Here is a 17,783-nt window from a genome sequence, read left to right on the forward strand (position 1 = left end):
GGATTTATGGCTCAGGCCGCGCCGAGGCGGGTCGGGGCGACCCAGGCGGCCGGATGGGCGGCCGACAGAGCGACTGCGGCGGCGGCGGCGTCCTGGCTGGACCGGCACAGGCCGAAGACGGTGGCGCCCGAGCCGGACATCCGCGCCAGGGCCACGCCGGGCGTCGTCGCCACGGCCGAAACGGCGCCGGCTATGGTCGGGGTCAGGGCCTCCGCGGGCGGCTGAAGATCGTTGCGAAGACCCGCCAGCCAGTCGATCACGACCGCCGGGCTCCAGTCGGCGGGCGGCGCGGGCCAGGCAAGGGCGTGGGCAGCGGCGCGCGGCGGACCGGCGTCATAGGCCCGGTAGACGGCGCCGGTGGGCGAAGGGACGCCCGGATTGAACAGGACGGCGTGGAGCGGCGGCAGGCGCGGCTCGTCGGTCAGCCGCTCGCCTCGCCCCTCGGCCCAGGCGGTGCGCATGCGCAGGCACATGGGGCCGTCGGCGCCTATGACCCCCGCCACGGCCTCCAGTTCCACATCGTCTATGTCCAGCCCCAGGGCCTGACGCGCCAGTTTCAGGGCGGCGCCGGCGTCGGAAGACCCCCCGCCCAGGCCGGCGGCGATGGGCAGGCGCTTGTCCAGCGTCACCCTCAGCGGCGGCTCGCCGGTTCCGGTCGCCTGGCCCAGGGCGCGAAGGGCGCGCAGGATCAGATTGTCGGGCTCGGCCGCCAGACCCGCGCCGAACGGGCCACTCACGCTCAGCGACAGGCGGTCGGCGGGCTCGACCGTCACCCGGTCCCCGACCTCGGCGAAGGCGACCAGACTGGACAGGGGATGATAGCCGTCGGCGTCCACCGGGCCGACGTGCAGGAACAGATTGATCTTGGCCGGGGCCAGGGCCGTGAGTGGTGGCATGGAGTAGGTCTTAGCGACTTGGGGGCTGGGTCGGAACGGGGAATACGGCGCCCCTCTCCCTTCCCGGTCGTCATCCTAGCGCTTGTCCCTAGGATCCAGACTCCCGGTGTTCGAGCGGGCGCACGTCTGCGGACACACCGGGAGTCTGGATCCTCGCCACAAGGGCGAGGATGACGGGCGTGGGTGTGGCAGCGCGGGGGCTGAGCGTGCGGTGGCGCGCCCCCTATTGCGGCACGCCGGTCGCGGGGCCGGCGTCGTCCAGGCCGTTGGCGATCTTGCGTTCGACCTCGACCTTGCGTTCGGGCTCCGGGTCCAGGCTCAGGACGCGGTTCCACAGCCAGACCGCCTCGCGCCGACGTCCCACCTTCCAATAGGCGTCGCCCAGGTGGTCGTTGATTTCGGCGTTGGCCGGTTCCTTCTCGACCGCCTGCTCCAGGGTGACGACGGCGGTGTCGTAATAGCCCTGCTTGAACTGGGCCCAGCCCAGGGAGTCCTGAATATTGCCGTTGTCGGGCGCAGCGGCGTGGGCCTGGGCCAACAGGCCGGCGCCCTGATCGACACGCAGGCCCCGATCCACCCACAGATAGCCGAGATAGTTCAGCACGTCGGCGTTGTTCGGGTCTGCCTGATGCGCGGCCCACAGTTCGGCCTCGGCCTCGGGGATGCGGTCCAGCGATTCCAGCGCCGCGCCGCGCAGGAAGTGGATGTGGGCGCCCTGGTCCGCCGTGTTCAGCAAGGGACCGTTCAACAGGGTCAGGGCCGCCTCGAACTGTTGCGCCTGGATCAGCTGGCCCGCCAGGACCAGGGCGATGCGCGGATCGTCCGGCTGGGCGGCGGCGGCGGCGCGCAGTTCGGTCAGGGCGGCCTCGGACTGGCCGTCCTCCTCCAGATTGATCGCCAGCTGGGCGCGGGCGCTGGCGTAGAGAACCGGGTCCTCCGGCCCGACGCGCGACAGGGCGGTGCGGGCGGCCGCCTTCAGCCCCACCCGGTCCAGCACCTGGGCCAGCTGAATCTGGGTCGCCGCGTCCTCGTGCAGGTTCAGCGCAAGGCGCAGATAGACCACCGCAAACTCATTGCCGCGTTCGGCCACGGCCTGGGCGGCGGCCGTGGCCAGGGCCTGGGCCGCGCCCTGGCGGAAGTTCGGAGCGGGCGGAGGCGGATCGCCGGCCTGGAGGCGCGCCAGGGCGCGGGCGGTCGCCAGATCGGTCTGTCCCTGCATCGCCGCCTGATAGACGGCCAGGGCCTGATCCCGCTTGCCGCGCCGCTCCAGAAACTCGCCATAGGGCCGGTGGAACAGGGCGCCCAGGGTCGGCAGATCGGACAGGGCCTTCAGCTCGGCCTCCGCCTCAGCGTATTTGCGACGCTTTTCCAAGAGAAGGGCGCGGTTCTGACGCGCAAAGGCCAGGGTGACGGGATCGCCCTGGGCCGGAGGCGCGGCCAGGGCGCGGGTCCAGTCGCCGGCCGCCCCCGCGATCCAGGGCGCGACCATCAGCCCGGCGCGGGCGTGCGGCGCGGCGATGGGTCGGGCGGCCAATGCGGCGTCAGCGGCGCGGGCGTCGCCGTGCACGAAGGTCTGGACCGCTGCGATCAGACGCCCGCCCTCGGTGAAGGCCGGCGAGGCGTCGGCGGTCGGCGCCAGCCGCGCCGCCACGTCCAGATCGCCGCTGAGCAGGGCCGAGGTGAAGGCCTGTTCGCGCAGGCGCGGCTGTTCCGGCGTCAGGGCCTGGGCCTGGGCCAGAAGATCGGCGCCCCGTTCGCCCTCCCCCGTCATCAGGGCCAGTTTGCCGGCGAGATAAAGCCCATAGGCGCTGCGGCCCTGGGCGTCGGTCGGGATCGGCGACCAGACCTCAGGGATGGGCGGTTCGGCCGGTTCGTCATCGCCCGCGACGTCGATCGCCGGATCGCCGCCGGGCGTCATTTCCTGGGGCGCGCCGTCCTCGGGTTCGTCTTCTGCGGGCGCGGCTTCAGGCGTCTGACCCGGCTCGAGGATTATGGCGGGCGGATGGTCCTGGGACGGATTGACGGACGGCGACGCCGGTCTTGTCTCCTGCGCGACGGCCCCCTGGGCCATGGCCAGGGCGAGGACGGTCAGGGAGGCGGCGAACAGGCGCGAACGGGAGGCGATCATGCGCCGACCCTTCACGCTTTCCACCGCCCCCGCAAGAGCCCCGTCACATGTTCGGATAGTTCGGCCCGCCGCCGCCCTCGGGCGTGGTCCAGACGATGTTCTGCGACGGATCCTTGATGTCGCAGGTTTTGCAGTGGACGCAGTTCTGGGCGTTGATGACGAAACGGGGGTCGGTCTTGGCGACCTCGTCCGCATAGACGACCTCATACACGCCCGCCGGGCAGTAAAGCCGGGCCGGTTCGCCGTATTTGGGCAGGTTGACCTGGATCGGCTTGGACGGGTCCAGCAGCTTCAGGTGGGCCGGCTGCTCTTCCGCATGGTTGGTGTTGGAGATGAAGACCGACGACAGCTTGTCGAAGGACAGTTTGCCGTCCGGCTTGGGATAGGCGATCGGCTTGTGCTTGGCCGCCGGCTCGGTCGAGGCGGCGTCGGTCTTGCCGTGTTGCAGGGTCGGGATCGGCGACCAGCCGCCCAGCAGGGTGCGGCACCACATGTCGAACATGCCCAGCGCCCCGCCCAGGGTGGTGCCGAACTTGGACAGCAGAGGCTTGGCGTTTCGGACGACCGACAGCTCCTTATAGACCCAGCTCTTCTTGAAGGCGGCCTCATACTCGACCAGTTCGTCGCCGCCGCGTCCGGCCTGAACCGCGTCATAGGCGGCATCGGCGGCCAGCATGCCGGTCTTCATGGCGTTATGGCTGCCCTTGATCCGGGGCACGTTCACAAAGCCGGCCGAGCAGCCGATCAGGACGCCGCCGGGGAAGCTGAGCTTCGGAATGGACTGAAGACCGCCCTCGGTGATGGCCCGTGCGCCGTAGGAGATGCGCGTGCCGCCTTCCAGGTGCGAGGCGATGGCCGGGTGGTGCTTGAAGCGCTGGAACTCGTCGAACGGCGACAGATGCGGGTTCTTGTAGTTCAGGTGGACGACATAGCCGATCGCCACATAGCGGTCGCCGAAATGGTACAGGAAGCTGCCGCCGCCGGTGTGCTCGTCCAGCGGCCAGCCGGTGGTGTGCTGGGCCAGGCCGGGCTGGTGCTTATCCGCCGGCACCTGCCACAGCTCCTTCAGGCCGATGCCGTATTTCTGAGGCGACCTGCCGTCCTGGAGCTTGTGGCGGGCGATGATGGTCTTGGCCAGGGAGCCGCGCACGCCCTCGGCGATGAAGACATATTTGCCGTGCAGTTCGATGCCCGGCTGGAAGTCGCCAGTCGGCTTGCCTTCGCGGTCGATGCCGAAGACGCCAGCGACGACGCCCTTGACCCGACCCGTCTCTTCTTCCCAGACCACGTGGCTGGCGGCCATGCCGGGGTAGACCTCGACCCCCAGGGCCTCGGCCTGTTCGCCCAGCCAGCGCGCCACATTGCCCAGGGAGGCGATGTAGCAGCCGTCATTGTGCATGAAGGGGGGCATCAGCCCCATCGGCAGGGCGGCAGACCCTTGCGGACCCAGCAGCAGGAAACGGTCCTGGGTGACCGGGGTTTCCAGCGGCGCGCCGCGCGCCTTCCAGTCGGGGAAGAGTTCGTTCAGCGCCTTGGGGTCGATGACCGCGCCCGACAGGATGTGGCCACCGACCTCGGCGCCCTTTTCCAGCACGGCGACGCTGATTTCCTTGCCGTCCTTTTCCGCCCGCTGTTTCAGACGGATGGCCGCCGACAGACCGGCGGGGCCGCCGCCGACGATGACGACGTCATACTCCATAACCTCGCGCTCGACGCCCTGAAGAGCCTCCAGCGGCGGCAGATTGTCGATGATGGCTTCCTGGCGGGCGTTTTCCGCGCCGCCCTCGATGGCTTCTTCGGCCATGTCTTCCCCTGAAATCCTGCTTGTTCGTGTGGTTATGCCGCTTATCGGAAGGTGACGCGAGGGCGGTCAAGGCTTATCGGTGTGGTGAGACATGAACGCGCAACCCCACGAGATCGCTGCAATCGAAAGCCTGCTCGCCTTCTGGCGGGATGCGGGGGTGGACGCCTGCTACGGCGAGGCGCCGGTCGATCACACCCATCTGGCCCCGCCGCCCGCCCTGAAGGCGGTGCAGAAGGCCACAGCCTCGGTGGCCGCGCCCCTTGCCGGACCCGGCGCAGCCGATGCGATCGCCCAGGCACGACATTTGGCGGCGGGGGCCGCCACGCTCCAGGATCTGGCGGCGGCGGTGGCGGCGTTCGAAGGCTGTCCCCTGCGCGCCATGGGGGCGACCCAGTCGGTCTTCGGCCGTGGCGACCCGAACGCGCCGGTGCTGATCATCGGCGAAGGCCCCGGCGCCGAAGAGGACCGGATGGGCCAGCCCTTCGTCGGCAAGGCGGGCAAGCTGCTGGATCGAATGCTGGCGGCGGCCGGACTGACCGGCAAGGTCTTCATCACCAACACCGTCTTCTGGCGCCCGCCGGGCAACCGCACCCCAACCCCGCAGGAGCAGGCCGTCTGCGCCCCCTTCGTCGAGCGCGCCTTTGCTCTGCTCCAGCCCAAGGCGGTATTGCTGCTGGGGGCGGCCTCGGCCAAGTCGGTGCTTCAGACCGAGGAGGGCATCATGAAGATCCGGGGCCAGTGGCGGGAATGGCGTCTGAACGAGGGCGCCGTGTCCGCGCCTGTCGTGCCGACCCTGCACCCCGCCTTCCTGCTGCGCCAACCCCAGGCCAAGCGGCTGGTCTGGGGCGATCTGTTGGCGCTTTCGGCTCGGCTGGACGGCGCAGGTTGAGGTTACCGCCGCTTTAAGGCATGCTGATCGTTTGACGACCAACGCCACACGATCCCCGCCTGACGAGAACGGGCAGGGCGACGCCAACGGGGCCGCCGCGTATGTTGATGTTCCGCCGGGCGCTGATCGCCCCGACTCTGGTGCTTTCGCTCGCCTTCGCCGGCGCGGTGCAGGCCGAGGCGCCTGCAGAGGGAATGGCTGACGTCAGTTCCGGTTCCGTCCGCCCCACGGCCCTGAGTTCATCGGATCGCCTGTCCTACACCACCGCCTTCGACGCCCTGCGGCGCGGCGACATCGAGGCGGCCCGCCTGTCGGCGCGTCAGGCTCAGGACCGCGTCCTGCTGGGTCAGGTCGAGTTCGAAAGCCTGTTCCACCCGGACCATGTCGCCACCTATGAAGAGCTGACGGCCTGGCTTGAATCCTATTCAGACCTGCCCTGTGCGGACCGGGTTTACGCCCTGGCGATGCGGCGTCGGCCCGACGGGGCGCCGGAACCGGTCAAGCCGGGCGGTCTTCTGGGACGGACCTGGAACAGCGTCGTCGCCGCCGTCTCGGGCGGACCGGCCGTCGATCCGATGAAGGCGGCGCGCGTCGCATACAACAACGACGACCTGACCGGCGCCTCGGCCGTCGGCCGCGAGATCGGCGACTGGTGGACGGTCGGCCTGGCCGAATGGCGGCTGGGTCAGTTCCATCAGGCCTTCGCCGCCTTCGAGCGCGTCGCCAACGATCCGACCGAAGACCCGTGGGTCCGCGCCGGCGCCGCCTATTGGACCGCCCGTGCGGCCTCCCAGTCCGGCCGCCAGGACCGGGTCAACGACTATCTGCGTCTGGCCGGACAGTGGCCGGCGACCTTTTACGGCCAGATCGCCCTGCGTCAGCTGGGCGAAGAACCGGCGATCGAAAACCTGGGCCCCCGCCCCTATGAGGCCCAACCCCGGCTGCAGCGCGCCGTCTATGTGCCCCAGGACGGCCGCGTCGGGGCCGATGAGCTGAACGCCTTCGTCCAGAGCGACGCCCGCGCCCGGCGCACCGTCGCCTATTACGAGGTCGGCCGTCGCACCGAGGGCGAGAATGAGCTGCGCGCCGGGCTTCGCACCGCCGTGGGCGACGCCGCGCGGATGTGGATGGCCCTGGCGCGGGTGATGATGCCCAGCAGCGGCGGCGACGTGGCTCGGATCGACGCGACCCGCTTCCCCATGCCGGTGCTGGAGCCGGAGGGCGGCTTCGTCATCGAAAAGGCCCTGGTCTACGCCCTGGCGCGCAAGGAGACCGACTTCAATCCTGACGCCCGGTCCGGCGCCGGCGCCTATGGGCTGATGCAGGTCATGCCGACGACGGCGGCGGAGATGACGGGAGACCGCACCTTCGTAACCGACCCGACCAAGCTTCTGGTTCCGGCGACCAATATGCGGCTGGGTCAGGCCTATGTCAGCCGGATGCTGAACCTGCCGGCCTTCCAAGGCGATCTGTTGCGCGCGGTGGCGTCCTACAACGCCGGGCCTGGCCCCATGCTGGCGGCCCTGAGAAAGCTGGGGCCGGACGCCGATCCCCTGCTGCTGATCGAGACGATCGACGTGCCCCAGGCCCGCGAATATGTGGAAAAGGTCGTCGCCGCCTATTGGATCTATCAGCGTCTGTTCGGCGGCCCGCTGAAGACCCTGGATGCGGTCGCTTCGGGCGCCCGGCTCGTGCCCTTGGCCCTGGACTATACGCCGCCGACGGAACAGCCCCTGATGGTGGCCCAGGCCAGCCCGATCGCCGGCGCCCGATAGGTTTTCAGAACACCGCCGCCAGCAGAAGAGCCCAGAAGGCCGCTCCCACCAGGGCCGCCAGGCCGTAGCCGGCTAGCGGACTGAGGCCTTCGGACGAGGCCTTGACCTGAACGGCGGCCTTGGTCGGCGCAGGGGTGTGAAGCGGCATCTCGTCCTCCGGGTGGAACGGGCGGTCCCACGCCGGTCAAGATAACGACGTCATCTTAACGGCCCGTCTGCGGCCAAGGTTGCGAAACCCTTAAGCCAGGGCCTCAGCCTCCCACTGCCGGAAGTCGGGCTGGGCCAGCAAGGCGGCGACATAGGCGACGGCGACGCCGTCGTCGCCATAGGCGCTCAGGTCGATCTGGAAATGCCGAATGCGCGCAGCGACCGGGGTGAAGAAGGCGTCGGCGATCGACCAGTCCCCGAACAGCCAGGGCCCGGCCTGCCCGAACCGGCCGCGCATCTGGCGAAACAGATCGACCAGCCGGGCCAGATCGCGGTCCAGGGCCGGGTCCGACGGGGTCTCGGACCGGGCCTCGCCGACCATGGGCCGGTCCGGCCCCGTGCCGCAAAAGGTCCGCAGGGCCGAAAAACCGGAATGCATCTCCGCCGTCGCCGATCGGGCCAGGGCGCGGGCCGTCGGGTCCGCAGGCCACAGCCGCGCCTCGGGATAGGTCTCGGCCGCCCATTCCGCGATCGCCAGCGTATCCCAGATCAGCGTATCGCCGTGCTTCAGCACCGGGACGAAGCCGGAGGGCGAGATCTGACGCAGGGCCGCCTTCTGGGCCTGGGTCTCATAGCGGACGTCCACGGTGGTGAAGTCAGCGCCCGTGCGCTTCATCACCAGCCACCCCCGCAGGGACCAGGTCGAATAGGTCCGGGGCCCGATGATCAGTTCCATATTGGCTCCTCCCGGCGATGCAGTCCCGCCTCAGATGCTGAAGTCCTCGGTCGAGAACCGGCCGTCCAGCCAGGCCACGATCCGTTCCGCCGCATCTTCGGCCGACATGGTCGTGGTGTCGACGACGATCTCGGGCGCCTCGGGCGCTTCATAGGGGCTGTCGATGCCGGTGAAATTCTTCAGTTCGCCGGCGCGGGCCTTCTTGTAGAGGCCCTTGACGTCGCGCTGCTCGGCGACGGCCAGGGGCGTGTCGACATAGACCTCGACGAACTCGCCCGGACCGAGCAACTCACGGGCCATGCGGCGTTCGGCGCGGAAGGGGGAGATGAAGCTGACCAGGACGATCAGGCCGGCGTCCACCATCAGTTTCGACACCTCGGCGACGCGGCGGATGTTTTCGACCCGGTCCTCCTCCGTGAAGCCCAGGTCGCGGTTCAGACCGTGGCGGACGTTGTCGCCGTCCAGCAGATAGGTGTGGCGGCCGTCGGCGTGCAGCCGCTTCTCGACCAGGTCGGCGATGGTCGACTTGCCGGCGCCGGACAGGCCGGTCAGCCAGATGACCCTGCCCTTCTGGTTCTTGATGGCCGCGCGCGAACTCTTGTCCACCGACAGGGCCTGCCAATGGATGTTGTGGGCGCGACGCAGGGCGAAGTGCAGCAGGCCCGCCCCGACCGTCCGGTTCGAAATCCGGTCGATCAGGATGAAGCCGCCCAGATCCTTGTTCTGAGCGTAGGGGGCGAAGGCGACGGGGGCGTCCAGCGACAGGTTGCAGACGCCGATCTCGTTCAGCTCAAGCCGTTTGGCCGGCTGCTGCTCCAGGGTGTTGACGTTCACCTTGTGCTTGGGCTCGGTGATGGTCGCCCCGACCAGCTTGGCGCCGATCTTCAGCAAGTAAGGCCGCCCCGGCAGCAAGGGTTCGTCGTCCATCCAGACGACCGTGGCCTCGAACTGGTCGGCGGCCTCCGGCGGGGCGTCGGCGCCGGCCAGGACGTCGCCGCGCGAGACGTCGATCTCGTCGGCCAGGGTCAGGGTGATCGACTGGCCGGCGACCGCCTGGGCCAGGTCGCCGTCGGCGGTGACGATGCGGGCGACGGTGGAGGTCTTTCCCGACGGCAGGACGCGCACCGGATCGCCCGGACGCACGGTCCCGGCGGCGATCTGGCCGGAGAAGCCGCGGAAGTCGAGATTGGGCCGGTTGACCCATTGCACCGGCAGGCGGAAGGGGTCGGCCTGAAGATCGTCCCCGACCTCCAGCGTTTCCAAGAGGCTCATCAGCGGCGGGCCGGCGTACCAGGGCGAATGATTGCTGGCTTCGGTGATGTTGTCGCCGCGCAGGGCGGACATCGGGACGGCGTCGAAGCGCTTCAGCCCGATCTGGTCGGCGAAGGCGGAGAAGTCGGCGACGATGGCGTCGAACACGGACTGCGACCAGCCCATCAGGTCCATCTTGTTCACCGCCAGGATGACATGGCGAATGCCCAGCAGGCTGACCAGATAGGCGTGCCGCCGCGTCTGGGTCAGGACGCCGCGCCGGGCGTCGATCAGGATGACGGCCGCGTCGGCGGTCGAGGCGCCGGTGACCATGTTGCGGGTGTACTGCTCGTGGCCCGGCGTATCGGCGACGATGAATTTGCGCTTTTCGGTCGAGAAGAAGCGATAGGCGACGTCGATGGTGATGCCCTGCTCGCGCTCGGCGGCCAGGCCGTCGACCAGAAGGGCGAAGTCGATGTCGCCGCCCTGGGTGCCGACGCGGCGGCTGTCCGCCTCCAGCGCCGCCATCTGATCCTCGAAGATCATCTTGGAATCATAGAGCAGCCGGCCGATCAGGGTGGACTTGCCGTCGTCCACGCTGCCGCAGGTGATGAAGCGCAGCAGGCTCTTGTGCTGGTGGGCGTCCAGATAGGCGTCGATGTCGCGGGCGATGAGGTCGGACTGGTGAGCCATCAGAAATAGCCCTCCTGCTTCTTCTTCTCCATCGAGGCGGACTGGTCGTGGTCGATCATCCGGCCCTGGCGCTCGGATGTGGTGGTCAGCAGCATTTCCTGAATCACCTCGGGCAGGGTCGCAGCCGTGCTCTCGACCGCCCCGGTCAGGGGGTAGCAGCCCAGGGTGCGGAAACGGACGGACTTCATCTGCGGCGTCTCGCCGGGACGCAGGCGGAAACGGTCGTCATCGACCATGATCAGGGCGCCGTCGCGCTCCACCACCGGCCGTTCAGCGGCGAGGTACAGAGGCACGATGGGGATGTTCTCCAGATGGATGTATTGCCAGACGTCCAGTTCGGTCCAGTTGGAGATGGGGAAGACGCGGATGCTCTCGCCCGGCCGTTTGCGGGTGTTGTAAAGCCGCCAGAGCTCGGGCCGCTGGTTCTTGGGATCCCAGCGGTGTTCAGCGGTGCGGAAGGAGAAGATCCGCTCCTTGGCCCGCGACTTCTCCTCGTCGCGCCGGGCGCCGCCGAAGGCCGCGTCGAAGCCGTACCGGGTCAGAGCCTGTTTCAGTCCCTCGGTCTTCCACAGGTCGGTGTGCAGGGCCGAGCCGTGGTCGAACGGATTGATGCCGCGCGCGAGGGCTTCCGGGTTCTGGTGCACCAGCAGTTCGACGCCCAGGTCTGCGGCGGCCTGTTCGCGCATGGCGTACATGGCGCGGAACTTCCAGGTCGTGTCGACGTGCAGCAGGGGGAAGGGCGGTTTGGACGGATAGAAGGCCTTCCTGGCCAGATGCAGCATCACCGCCGAATCCTTGCCGATCGAATACAGCATGACCGGGCGCTCGGCCTCGGCCGCCACCTCCCGCATGATATGGATGCTCTCGGCCTCCAGGCGCTGAAGATGGGTCAGCCGCGAAGGGCTGATCGCCAAGGGTCGGATCGGGGTCGGCTGTTCAGTCAGAATGGCGGCGTCCACCAGGTCAGGTCTCCATCGAACCCTGACGTGAAAGCCCAGCATGCAATGGGTCGCAAGCGAATGATACTGTCGCCCGTCGAGAGATTTGCACCTGACGGACGAACGGCCAAGCCTGGGCGGAACCTGAGCCGCATGTGGCGGCTTTATGGCCGAAAGGGGATTTCCATCATGAAAACGCTCGCCCGCCTCGCCCTGTCTCTGAGTCTTTGCGGCGCCTTGGCCGCCTGTGTCACCGCCCCCTCTCCGTCCGAATATCGGGCTCCGCAGCCGCTGAAGACGGTCGAAATCGATCGACTCTGGTCCGGGCGTTGGCATGAGGTCGCGCGCCTGCCGGACCGGCTGACCGACGGCTGCGTCGCCGGCGCCTCGGCCTATCGCCCGCTGGGCGGCGACCGGATCGCGGTGCGCGACACCTGTCAGATCGGCACGCCGGAGGGCAGGGAGAAGGCGATCAGCGGCGACGGACGCATCCTGGACCCCGGAACGAACGCCAAGCTGCGCGTGCGTTATCTGCACGGCTTCGTCACCTGGGACTTTTGGGTGCTGGACCGCGCCGACGACTACAGCTGGTTCATCTCCACCGATCCCACCTTCCACCGCCTCTTCATCTACACGCGGGACGTGCCGAGCGCGGCCGAGATCAAGGCCCTGACGGATCGCGCGCGCGCCCTGGGCTATGACGTTAGCCGCCTGGAATACCCTGCCCTTCCGGCCCGCTGAGGATCAGGGTCGGCGACGCATAACGTCGCTGTCGCGTTTTTGGGTCTAGATTTACGTCACGTCACGCGAACAATTGGGACACGCCCGTCGGCAATCGTGGCGCTTTCGCAGGTGATTGACCGCCACACGGTTGACCCGACGGACCGGCTTCGTTCATCACGAAGACGGGTGGAAACGCACAGACCGGAGAATCGGCGAGCATGGGTTTGGTAGCGAATATTCGCAGGGACGTGAGGTTCGCGCGGGGCCTGTTCCGTCTGCTCAAGCGCATCAAGCCGATCGAGCTGGATAGCGACGTCCTGCTGTGCGACGACTTCGAAGAGGCCGTCGACAAGTTCGCCGACAACATCGCCGTCGAGGACGAGCGCCGCAGCCTGACCTATCGCGACCTGGACGCCATGGCGAACCGCTTCGCCCACTGGGCCAAGAGCCGGGGCCTGCGCCGCAGCGACACCATCGCCCTGATGATGACCAACCGGGTCGAATATCTGGCGGCCTGGATCGGCTTTTCGAAGGTCGGGGTGGCCACCGCCCTGATCAACACCAATCTGACGGGCCAGGGCCTGGCCCACTGCCTGACCATTTCCAATGCCTTCCAGGTCGTCGCGGACGAGGACTGCTGGCGCCAGATCGAGGACGCCCGCCCCCTGGTCGGCCACAATCTGATGCTGTGGGTTCTGGGCCTGGACGACGAGGACGAGAACAGCGAACGCCGGGGCCTGGACAAGCCGGTGCGCGGCGGCTCTTCGGTGCGCCCCGCCCGCAGCGGACGCGAGGGTCTGACCAACCGCGACACGGCTCTGTACATCTACACCTCCGGCACCACCGGCCTGCCCAAGGCGGCCCGCATTCCGCATTCGCGCGCCCGCACCTATATGCGCGCCTTCGCCGGGGCGACCCGTTCGACCCCAAAGGACCGCATCTTCAACGTCCTGCCGCTTTACCATTCGACCGGCGGTCTGGTGGGCGTGGGCGCGGCCCTGCTGAACGGCGCGCGCCTGGTGATCCGCAAGAAGTTTTCAGCCAGCAGCTTCTGGCCGGACGTCGTGGCGTCGGGCGCCACCATGTTCGTCTATATCGGCGAACTGTGCCGCTATCTGGTGAACTGTCCGCCCCAGGCCTATGAGAAGAAGCACAAGCTGCGCTTCGCCTTCGGCAACGGCATGCGCGGCGACGTCTGGCCTGAGTTCCAGAGCCGGTTCAACATTCCCGAGGTGCTGGAGTTCTACGGCTCGACCGAGGGCAATGTCTCCCTGTTCAACTTCGACGGCAAACAGGGCGCCATCGGCCGCGTCCCCAGCTATCTGAAGAAGCAGATCAACATCCGTCTGGTTCAGTGCGACGTCGAGACTGAACAGCCGGTCCGGGGGCCCGACGGCCTGTGCCGCCTGGCCCGCGTGGGCGAGATCGGCGAAGCGATCGGCGAAATCGGCAACGACATCCGTCACGACTTCTCGGGCTATGCCGACAAGGCCGCCTCTCAGAAGAAGATCCTGACCGACGTGTTCAAGAAGGGCGATCGCTGGTTCCGCACCGGCGACCTGATGCGGCAGGACGCCGAGGGCTATTTCTATTTCGTCGATCGGATGGGCGACACCTTCCGCTGGAAGGGCGAGAATGTCTCGACCTCCGAGGTCGAACAGGTCCTGATGGATGCGCCGGGCGTGGCCGAAGCCATCGTTTACGGCATTCCCGTGCCCGGCCAGGAAGGCAAGGCGGGGATGGCCGCCCTGGTGATCGAAGGCAAGTTCGATCCCAAGACCTTCGCCGACCACATCAATGGCAAACTGCCGGCCTACGCCCAACCCGTCTTCCTGCGAATGATCGAGGCGGCCGAGACCACCGGCACCTTCAAATATCGCAAGTCCGACCTTGTGGCCGACGGTTTCGATCCCGAAAAGGTCGGAGCGTCCCTGTATGTGCGCGGCGGCAAGAGCGGCTATCAGAAGCTGACGGCGGCGGCGCGCACGGCCATTCTGAACGGTGAAGGTCGGCTTTGACGGCGGCTGGACGGCGTTTGGCGAAACGCCGTCTTAATCAATAACCGCCATGGTCGACGCCTCTCCGTCTAGGATGTCGCGTCCCCATGTTTCAGATCATCGGCATTGTGCTGCTGTTCGGCCTCGTCTTCGGCAGCTACGCCATCTCCGGCGGCAAGTTCGAAGTCATCATCCACGCCGCCCCGCACGAACTGATGGCCATCGGGGGGGCCGGCATCGCCGCCTTCCTGATCTCCAACTCCCTGCCCGTGATCAAGGGGTCGATGGGCGGCCTGGGCAAGACCTTCGCCGGACCGAAATGGAAGAAGCAGGACTATAAGGACCTCTTGTCCCTGCTGTTCCAGCTGACCAAGACGATGAAGTCCAAGGGCGTGGTGGCCCTGGAAAGCCACATCGAAAAGCCCAAGGAATCGACGATTTTCCAAAAGTACCCCAAGGTGCTGAAGGATCACTTCGCCGTCGACTTCATCTGCGACACCCTGCGGATGATGACGATGAACCTGGAAGATCCGCACCAGGTCGAAGACGCGATGGAAAAACAGCTCGAGAAGCACCACCACGAGCATCTGGAAAACGCCCACGCCCTGCAGAACCTAGCCGACGGCCTGCCCGCCCTCGGAATCGTGGCCGCCGTGCTGGGCGTCATCAAGACCATGGGTTCGATCACCGAACCGCCCGAGGTGCTGGGCACCATGATCGGCGGGGCCCTGGTCGGCACCTTCATGGGCGTGTTCCTGGCCTATGGTCTGGTCGGTCCGTTCGCCGCGCGCCTGACGGCCATCATCAACGAAGAAGCGGCCTATTATAAGATCATCCAGTCGGTCCTGGTGGCCCACCTGCACGGCAATGCGGCCCAGATCTCGGCCGAGATCGGCCGGGGCGACATCCCCTCCTCCCTCCAGCCGTCCTTCAGCGAGATGGAAGAAACGCTGAACAACGTGTCGAACGACTGAACCGGAACACGCCCCAGGCCGGGGTGTTTTCGTCCTGATCTGCGCCGTCGCGATCGCCGCTTGCCCCGGCCTTTGCGGCGGCGCTATCGTTTCGGGCAAGGCCTCAGACCTTGCGAACCGCCTTCTGGAGGATTGTCATGCGCATCACCGCCCTCATCGCCGCCTCGGCCGCCGCCCTCGCCATCGCCGCCTGTTCCAAGGCCCCCGAGGAAAAGGCCGAGGAGGCCGCCAGCGACGCGGTCGAAGCCGCCGGGACCGCAGCCGACGCCGCCCTGACGGCGGACCAGGCCGCCGCCGCTGCGGCCGCAGCCGCCAATGAGGCGGCCCAAGACGCCGACGCCGCGAACGCGGCCACGACGCCGACCGAAACTCCGCCCGTCGACGCCGCCCATTCGGAAGCGGCCAAGCCGGCCGAGCCGGCGCACGACGCCGGTCACGACGCCGGCCATTAAGGTCCAGACCCTGTCTGAAAGGCCGCTCCGTTCGGGGCGGCCTTTTTCGTTGCGGCCGTCCGGGTGTACAGCCGCCCCATGAGTTCCCAAGACGCCTCCCCCCGACTGACCTGGACCGAAGAGGGCGAGCCGCGCTCGGGCCGGTTCGGCGACGTCTATTTCTCGCGCGACGACGGTCTGGCGGAAAGCCGAGCGGTCTTTCTGCAGGGCTGCGATCTGCCGGGGGCCTGGGCGGGCCGTCAGGGCTTCACCGTGGCGGAACTGGGGTTCGGAACGGGGTTGAACATCGCCGCCCTGCTGGACCTGTGGCGACGGACGCGGCCTGAGGGCGCACGGCTGAACGTCTTCTCCGTCGAGGGTTTTCCCCTGGCCGTCGAGGAAGCCCGTCGCGCCCTGAGCAACTGGCCGGAACTGGCCGAGCCGGCCGAGGCCCTGCTTGAGGCCTGGCCGGAGGCGACGCCCGGCTTCCACCGGGTCGATCTGCCGGGGTTTGACGCCGTGCTTGATCTCGCCGTCGGCGACGTAGGCTGGGCGCTGGATCAATGGAGCGGGACCGCCGACGCCTGGTTCCTGGACGGCTTTTCGCCCGCCCTGAACCCCGACATGTGGTCGCCGCAGGTCCTGGACCGGATCGCAGAACGATCCGCGCCCGACGCCCGTCTCGCCACCTTCACGGTCGCCGGCGCCGTGCGACGGGGATTGAGCGAGCGAGGCTTCGTGGTCGACAAGCGGCCGGGGCATGGGCGCAAGCGCGAACGGCTGGAGGCGCGACGGCCGGGGCCGCCACAGGCCGAACACCGACCCCAGGTCGCGATCGTCGGGGCGGGCATAGCCGGCGCCTCGGTCGCGCGCGCCCTGGCGGCCGCGGGGCTGACGGCGGTGGTTATCGAGGCCGACCGGCCGGGCGCAGGCGGTTCGGGCTTCCCCGCCGGCCTGGCGACGCCGCGCCTGGATGCGGGAGACGCGGCCATCGCCGGCCTCTACGCCCAGGCGCTGGAACGGGCGCGACATCTGTACGACGCCACGCCGGGCGCCGTCCTGGGCCGAGGGGTGCTGCAACTGCCCCAGGCCGAGAGAGACCGGGCGGAGAGAGACCGGACCCGCTTCGCCAAGATCGCCGACCAGCCCGTGTGGCGCGAGGGGGCCATGACGGTGATTGACGCCGCTGCGGCCGAACACCGTCTGGGCGAGGCCCAGGCCGACGGCGGTCTGATGATGGCCGACGCCCGCGTGGTTCGCCCCGCCGCCATTCTGGAGGCCTGGCTGGAAGGGACCCCCGTCCTGTCCGCCTCCGTGGCAAGCATCCGGCGCGCGGGCGACCGCTGGGACCTGCTGGACGCCCAGGGTCGGATCATCGTCACGGCCGACGCCGTCGTGGCGACGGCCGGCTGGGGGGTCGAGGCCCTGCTGGAGACCGGCGCCCTGTCGCCTGTCAGAGGTCAGGCGGACTGGCGCGACGGCGCCTCGGTCGAAGGGGCAGCCTGGGGCGGCTATGTCGCCCCCACCGGCGCCGGCCTGCTGTACGGCGCGACCCACACACGCGGAGACGTGGACCTGACCCCGCGCGACGCGGACAGCCGCCAAAACCTTGAGACATTGAAGGCCCGTCTGCCGCAACTGGCCGCGCGACTGTCGCAAGAGGGCGGGCGGCGCGTCGCCGTGCGCGCCACGACCCGCGACCGCCTGCCCGTCGCGGGTCTGAGGAGCGACGGCCTCCATATTCTGTCGGGTCTGGGATCGCGCGGCTTCTGCATCGCGCCCCTGCTGGGCGAACATGTCGCGGCCTTGATCGCCGGCCAGCCCTCGCCCCTCCCCGCAAGCCTGGCGGAACGGGTGTCGCCGGATCGCTTCTGAACCGCGCCTGCCGACGGACTTAAGGAGACGGATCGTGTATCGTGGCGCCAAGCTGAAAGGATACGCCATGCGCTTTACGCTGATCGCCCCCGCCCTCGCCTGCCTGCTGACCGGCGCCGCCTTGACGGGTTGCGCCGCCCCTGGCCCGCAGAAGACCCTCGCCGAGACCGGCTCCGAGGCGGCGCGCTGCTTCCGCACCGATCAGGTCCGAAACTTCCGCGCCGAGCGGCCGGCGAACCTCTATGTGCGCTCGGTCCGCGGCGACGTGTTCGAGATCAACACCAGCGGCGGCTGCTGGGATCTGGATTCGGCTATCTCCATCGCCATCACGCCCACGGCCGGGGTGTCCGAAAACGTCTGCGTCGGCGATCCGGTCAACATCCTGGTCCCCAGCGCCACGCCGGGCAACCGCACCTGCCGCGCCTTCATCACCCGTTCCCTGACCGAGGCGGAGGTCGAGGCCCTGCCGGATCGCGCCCGCCCCTGACGCGACGCCGTGACCGCTTGAAATTGGCCGATCACGGGT

The 17,783-nt window shown here is 68.4% G+C and carries 15 protein-coding genes; 8 read left to right on the plus strand and 7 right to left on the minus strand.

All coding sequences use genetic code 11. The features are described from left to right. Positions 1–11: 11 nt before the first annotated feature. From ACW178_RS14110 to ACW178_RS14120, 3 genes are all read right to left on the minus strand, one after another. Positions 12–896: a 4-(cytidine 5'-diphospho)-2-C-methyl-D-erythritol kinase gene (locus ACW178_RS14110; protein WP_492024679.1), complete on the minus strand. Its 885-nt coding sequence runs from the start codon at positions 894–896 to the stop codon at positions 12–14. A gap of 223 nt (positions 897–1,119) precedes the next feature. Continuing rightward, the gene (locus tag ACW178_RS14115) at positions 1,120–3,024 is read right to left on the minus strand and encodes a tetratricopeptide repeat protein (protein WP_492024680.1); all 1,905 of its coding nucleotides are present in this window, start codon (positions 3,022–3,024) and stop codon (positions 1,120–1,122) included. A gap of 43 nt (positions 3,025–3,067) precedes the next feature. Continuing rightward, complete coding sequence (locus tag ACW178_RS14120; protein WP_492025059.1) at positions 3,068–4,723, minus strand: electron transfer flavoprotein-ubiquinone oxidoreductase; 1,656 nt, start codon at positions 4,721–4,723, stop codon at positions 3,068–3,070. Between the two features lie 196 nt (positions 4,724–4,919). Between ACW178_RS14120 and ACW178_RS14125 the strand changes: the two genes are divergently transcribed. Then, positions 4,920–5,717 carry a uracil-DNA glycosylase gene (locus ACW178_RS14125; RefSeq protein WP_054766468.1) on the plus strand — a complete coding sequence of 266 codons (798 nt, stop codon included), beginning with the start codon at positions 4,920–4,922 and terminating at the stop codon, positions 5,715–5,717. A gap of 101 nt (positions 5,718–5,818) precedes the next feature. Continuing rightward, positions 5,819–7,492 (plus strand): lytic transglycosylase domain-containing protein, encoded by a 1,674-nt coding sequence (locus ACW178_RS14130; RefSeq protein ID WP_492024681.1) that lies wholly within the window; start codon positions 5,819–5,821, stop codon positions 7,490–7,492. A gap of 4 nt (positions 7,493–7,496) precedes the next feature. Here ACW178_RS14130 and ACW178_RS14135 read toward each other — a convergent pair whose 3' ends face one another. The 4 genes from ACW178_RS14135 to cysD all read right to left on the minus strand — a co-directional run bounded on the left by ACW178_RS14135 (position 7,497) and on the right by cysD (position 11,278). Further along, on the minus strand, positions 7,497–7,640 hold the full coding sequence (locus ACW178_RS14135; RefSeq protein ID WP_156314214.1) for a hypothetical protein: 144 nt from the start codon (positions 7,638–7,640) through the stop codon (positions 7,497–7,499). A gap of 90 nt (positions 7,641–7,730) precedes the next feature. After that, positions 7,731–8,375, minus strand: a complete 645-nt coding sequence (locus tag ACW178_RS14140) for a glutathione S-transferase (RefSeq protein WP_287104677.1) — start codon at positions 8,373–8,375, stop codon at positions 7,731–7,733. Positions 8,376–8,405: 30 nt separating this feature from the next. Continuing rightward, the gene (gene cysN, locus ACW178_RS14145; protein ID WP_492024682.1) at positions 8,406–10,319 is read right to left on the minus strand and encodes a sulfate adenylyltransferase subunit CysN; all 1,914 of its coding nucleotides are present in this window, start codon (positions 10,317–10,319) and stop codon (positions 8,406–8,408) included. Then, complete coding sequence (cysD, locus tag ACW178_RS14150; RefSeq protein ID WP_194166976.1) at positions 10,319–11,278, minus strand: sulfate adenylyltransferase subunit CysD; 960 nt, start codon at positions 11,276–11,278, stop codon at positions 10,319–10,321. The genes cysN and cysD overlap by 1 nt, the downstream gene beginning before the upstream one ends. A gap of 168 nt (positions 11,279–11,446) precedes the next feature. Here cysD and ACW178_RS14155 point away from each other — a divergent pair, with 168 nt between their 5' ends. The 6 genes from ACW178_RS14155 to ACW178_RS14180 all read left to right on the plus strand — a co-directional run bounded on the left by ACW178_RS14155 (position 11,447) and on the right by ACW178_RS14180 (position 17,744). Beyond that, a complete protein-coding gene (locus ACW178_RS14155; RefSeq protein WP_152950834.1) occupies positions 11,447–11,998 on the plus strand; it encodes a lipocalin family protein in 552 nt (183 codons plus the stop codon). Between the two features lie 200 nt (positions 11,999–12,198). Continuing rightward, positions 12,199–13,998: a long-chain-acyl-CoA synthetase gene (locus ACW178_RS14160; protein ID WP_054766473.1), complete on the plus strand. Its 1,800-nt coding sequence runs from the start codon at positions 12,199–12,201 to the stop codon at positions 13,996–13,998. 86 nt (positions 13,999–14,084) lie between these two features. Beyond that, the gene (gene motA, locus ACW178_RS14165; protein WP_054766474.1) at positions 14,085–14,951 is read left to right on the plus strand and encodes a flagellar motor stator protein MotA; all 867 of its coding nucleotides are present in this window, start codon (positions 14,085–14,087) and stop codon (positions 14,949–14,951) included. A gap of 137 nt (positions 14,952–15,088) precedes the next feature. Next, positions 15,089–15,403 carry a hypothetical protein gene (locus ACW178_RS14170; protein WP_054766475.1) on the plus strand — a complete coding sequence of 105 codons (315 nt, stop codon included), beginning with the start codon at positions 15,089–15,091 and terminating at the stop codon, positions 15,401–15,403. A 78-nt stretch (positions 15,404–15,481) separates the two neighbouring features. Further along, positions 15,482–17,257, plus strand: coding sequence for a tRNA (5-methylaminomethyl-2-thiouridine)(34)-methyltransferase MnmC2 (mnmC2, locus tag ACW178_RS14175; protein ID WP_054766476.1), 1,776 nt, complete (start codon positions 15,482–15,484; stop codon positions 17,255–17,257). A 34-nt stretch (positions 17,258–17,291) separates the two neighbouring features. Then, complete coding sequence (locus tag ACW178_RS14180; protein ID WP_287104683.1) at positions 17,292–17,744, plus strand: DUF6491 family protein; 453 nt, start codon at positions 17,292–17,294, stop codon at positions 17,742–17,744. Positions 17,745–17,783 lie beyond the last annotated feature (39 nt).

It is taken from the genome of Brevundimonas sp. AVps4 (assembly GCF_058681525.1).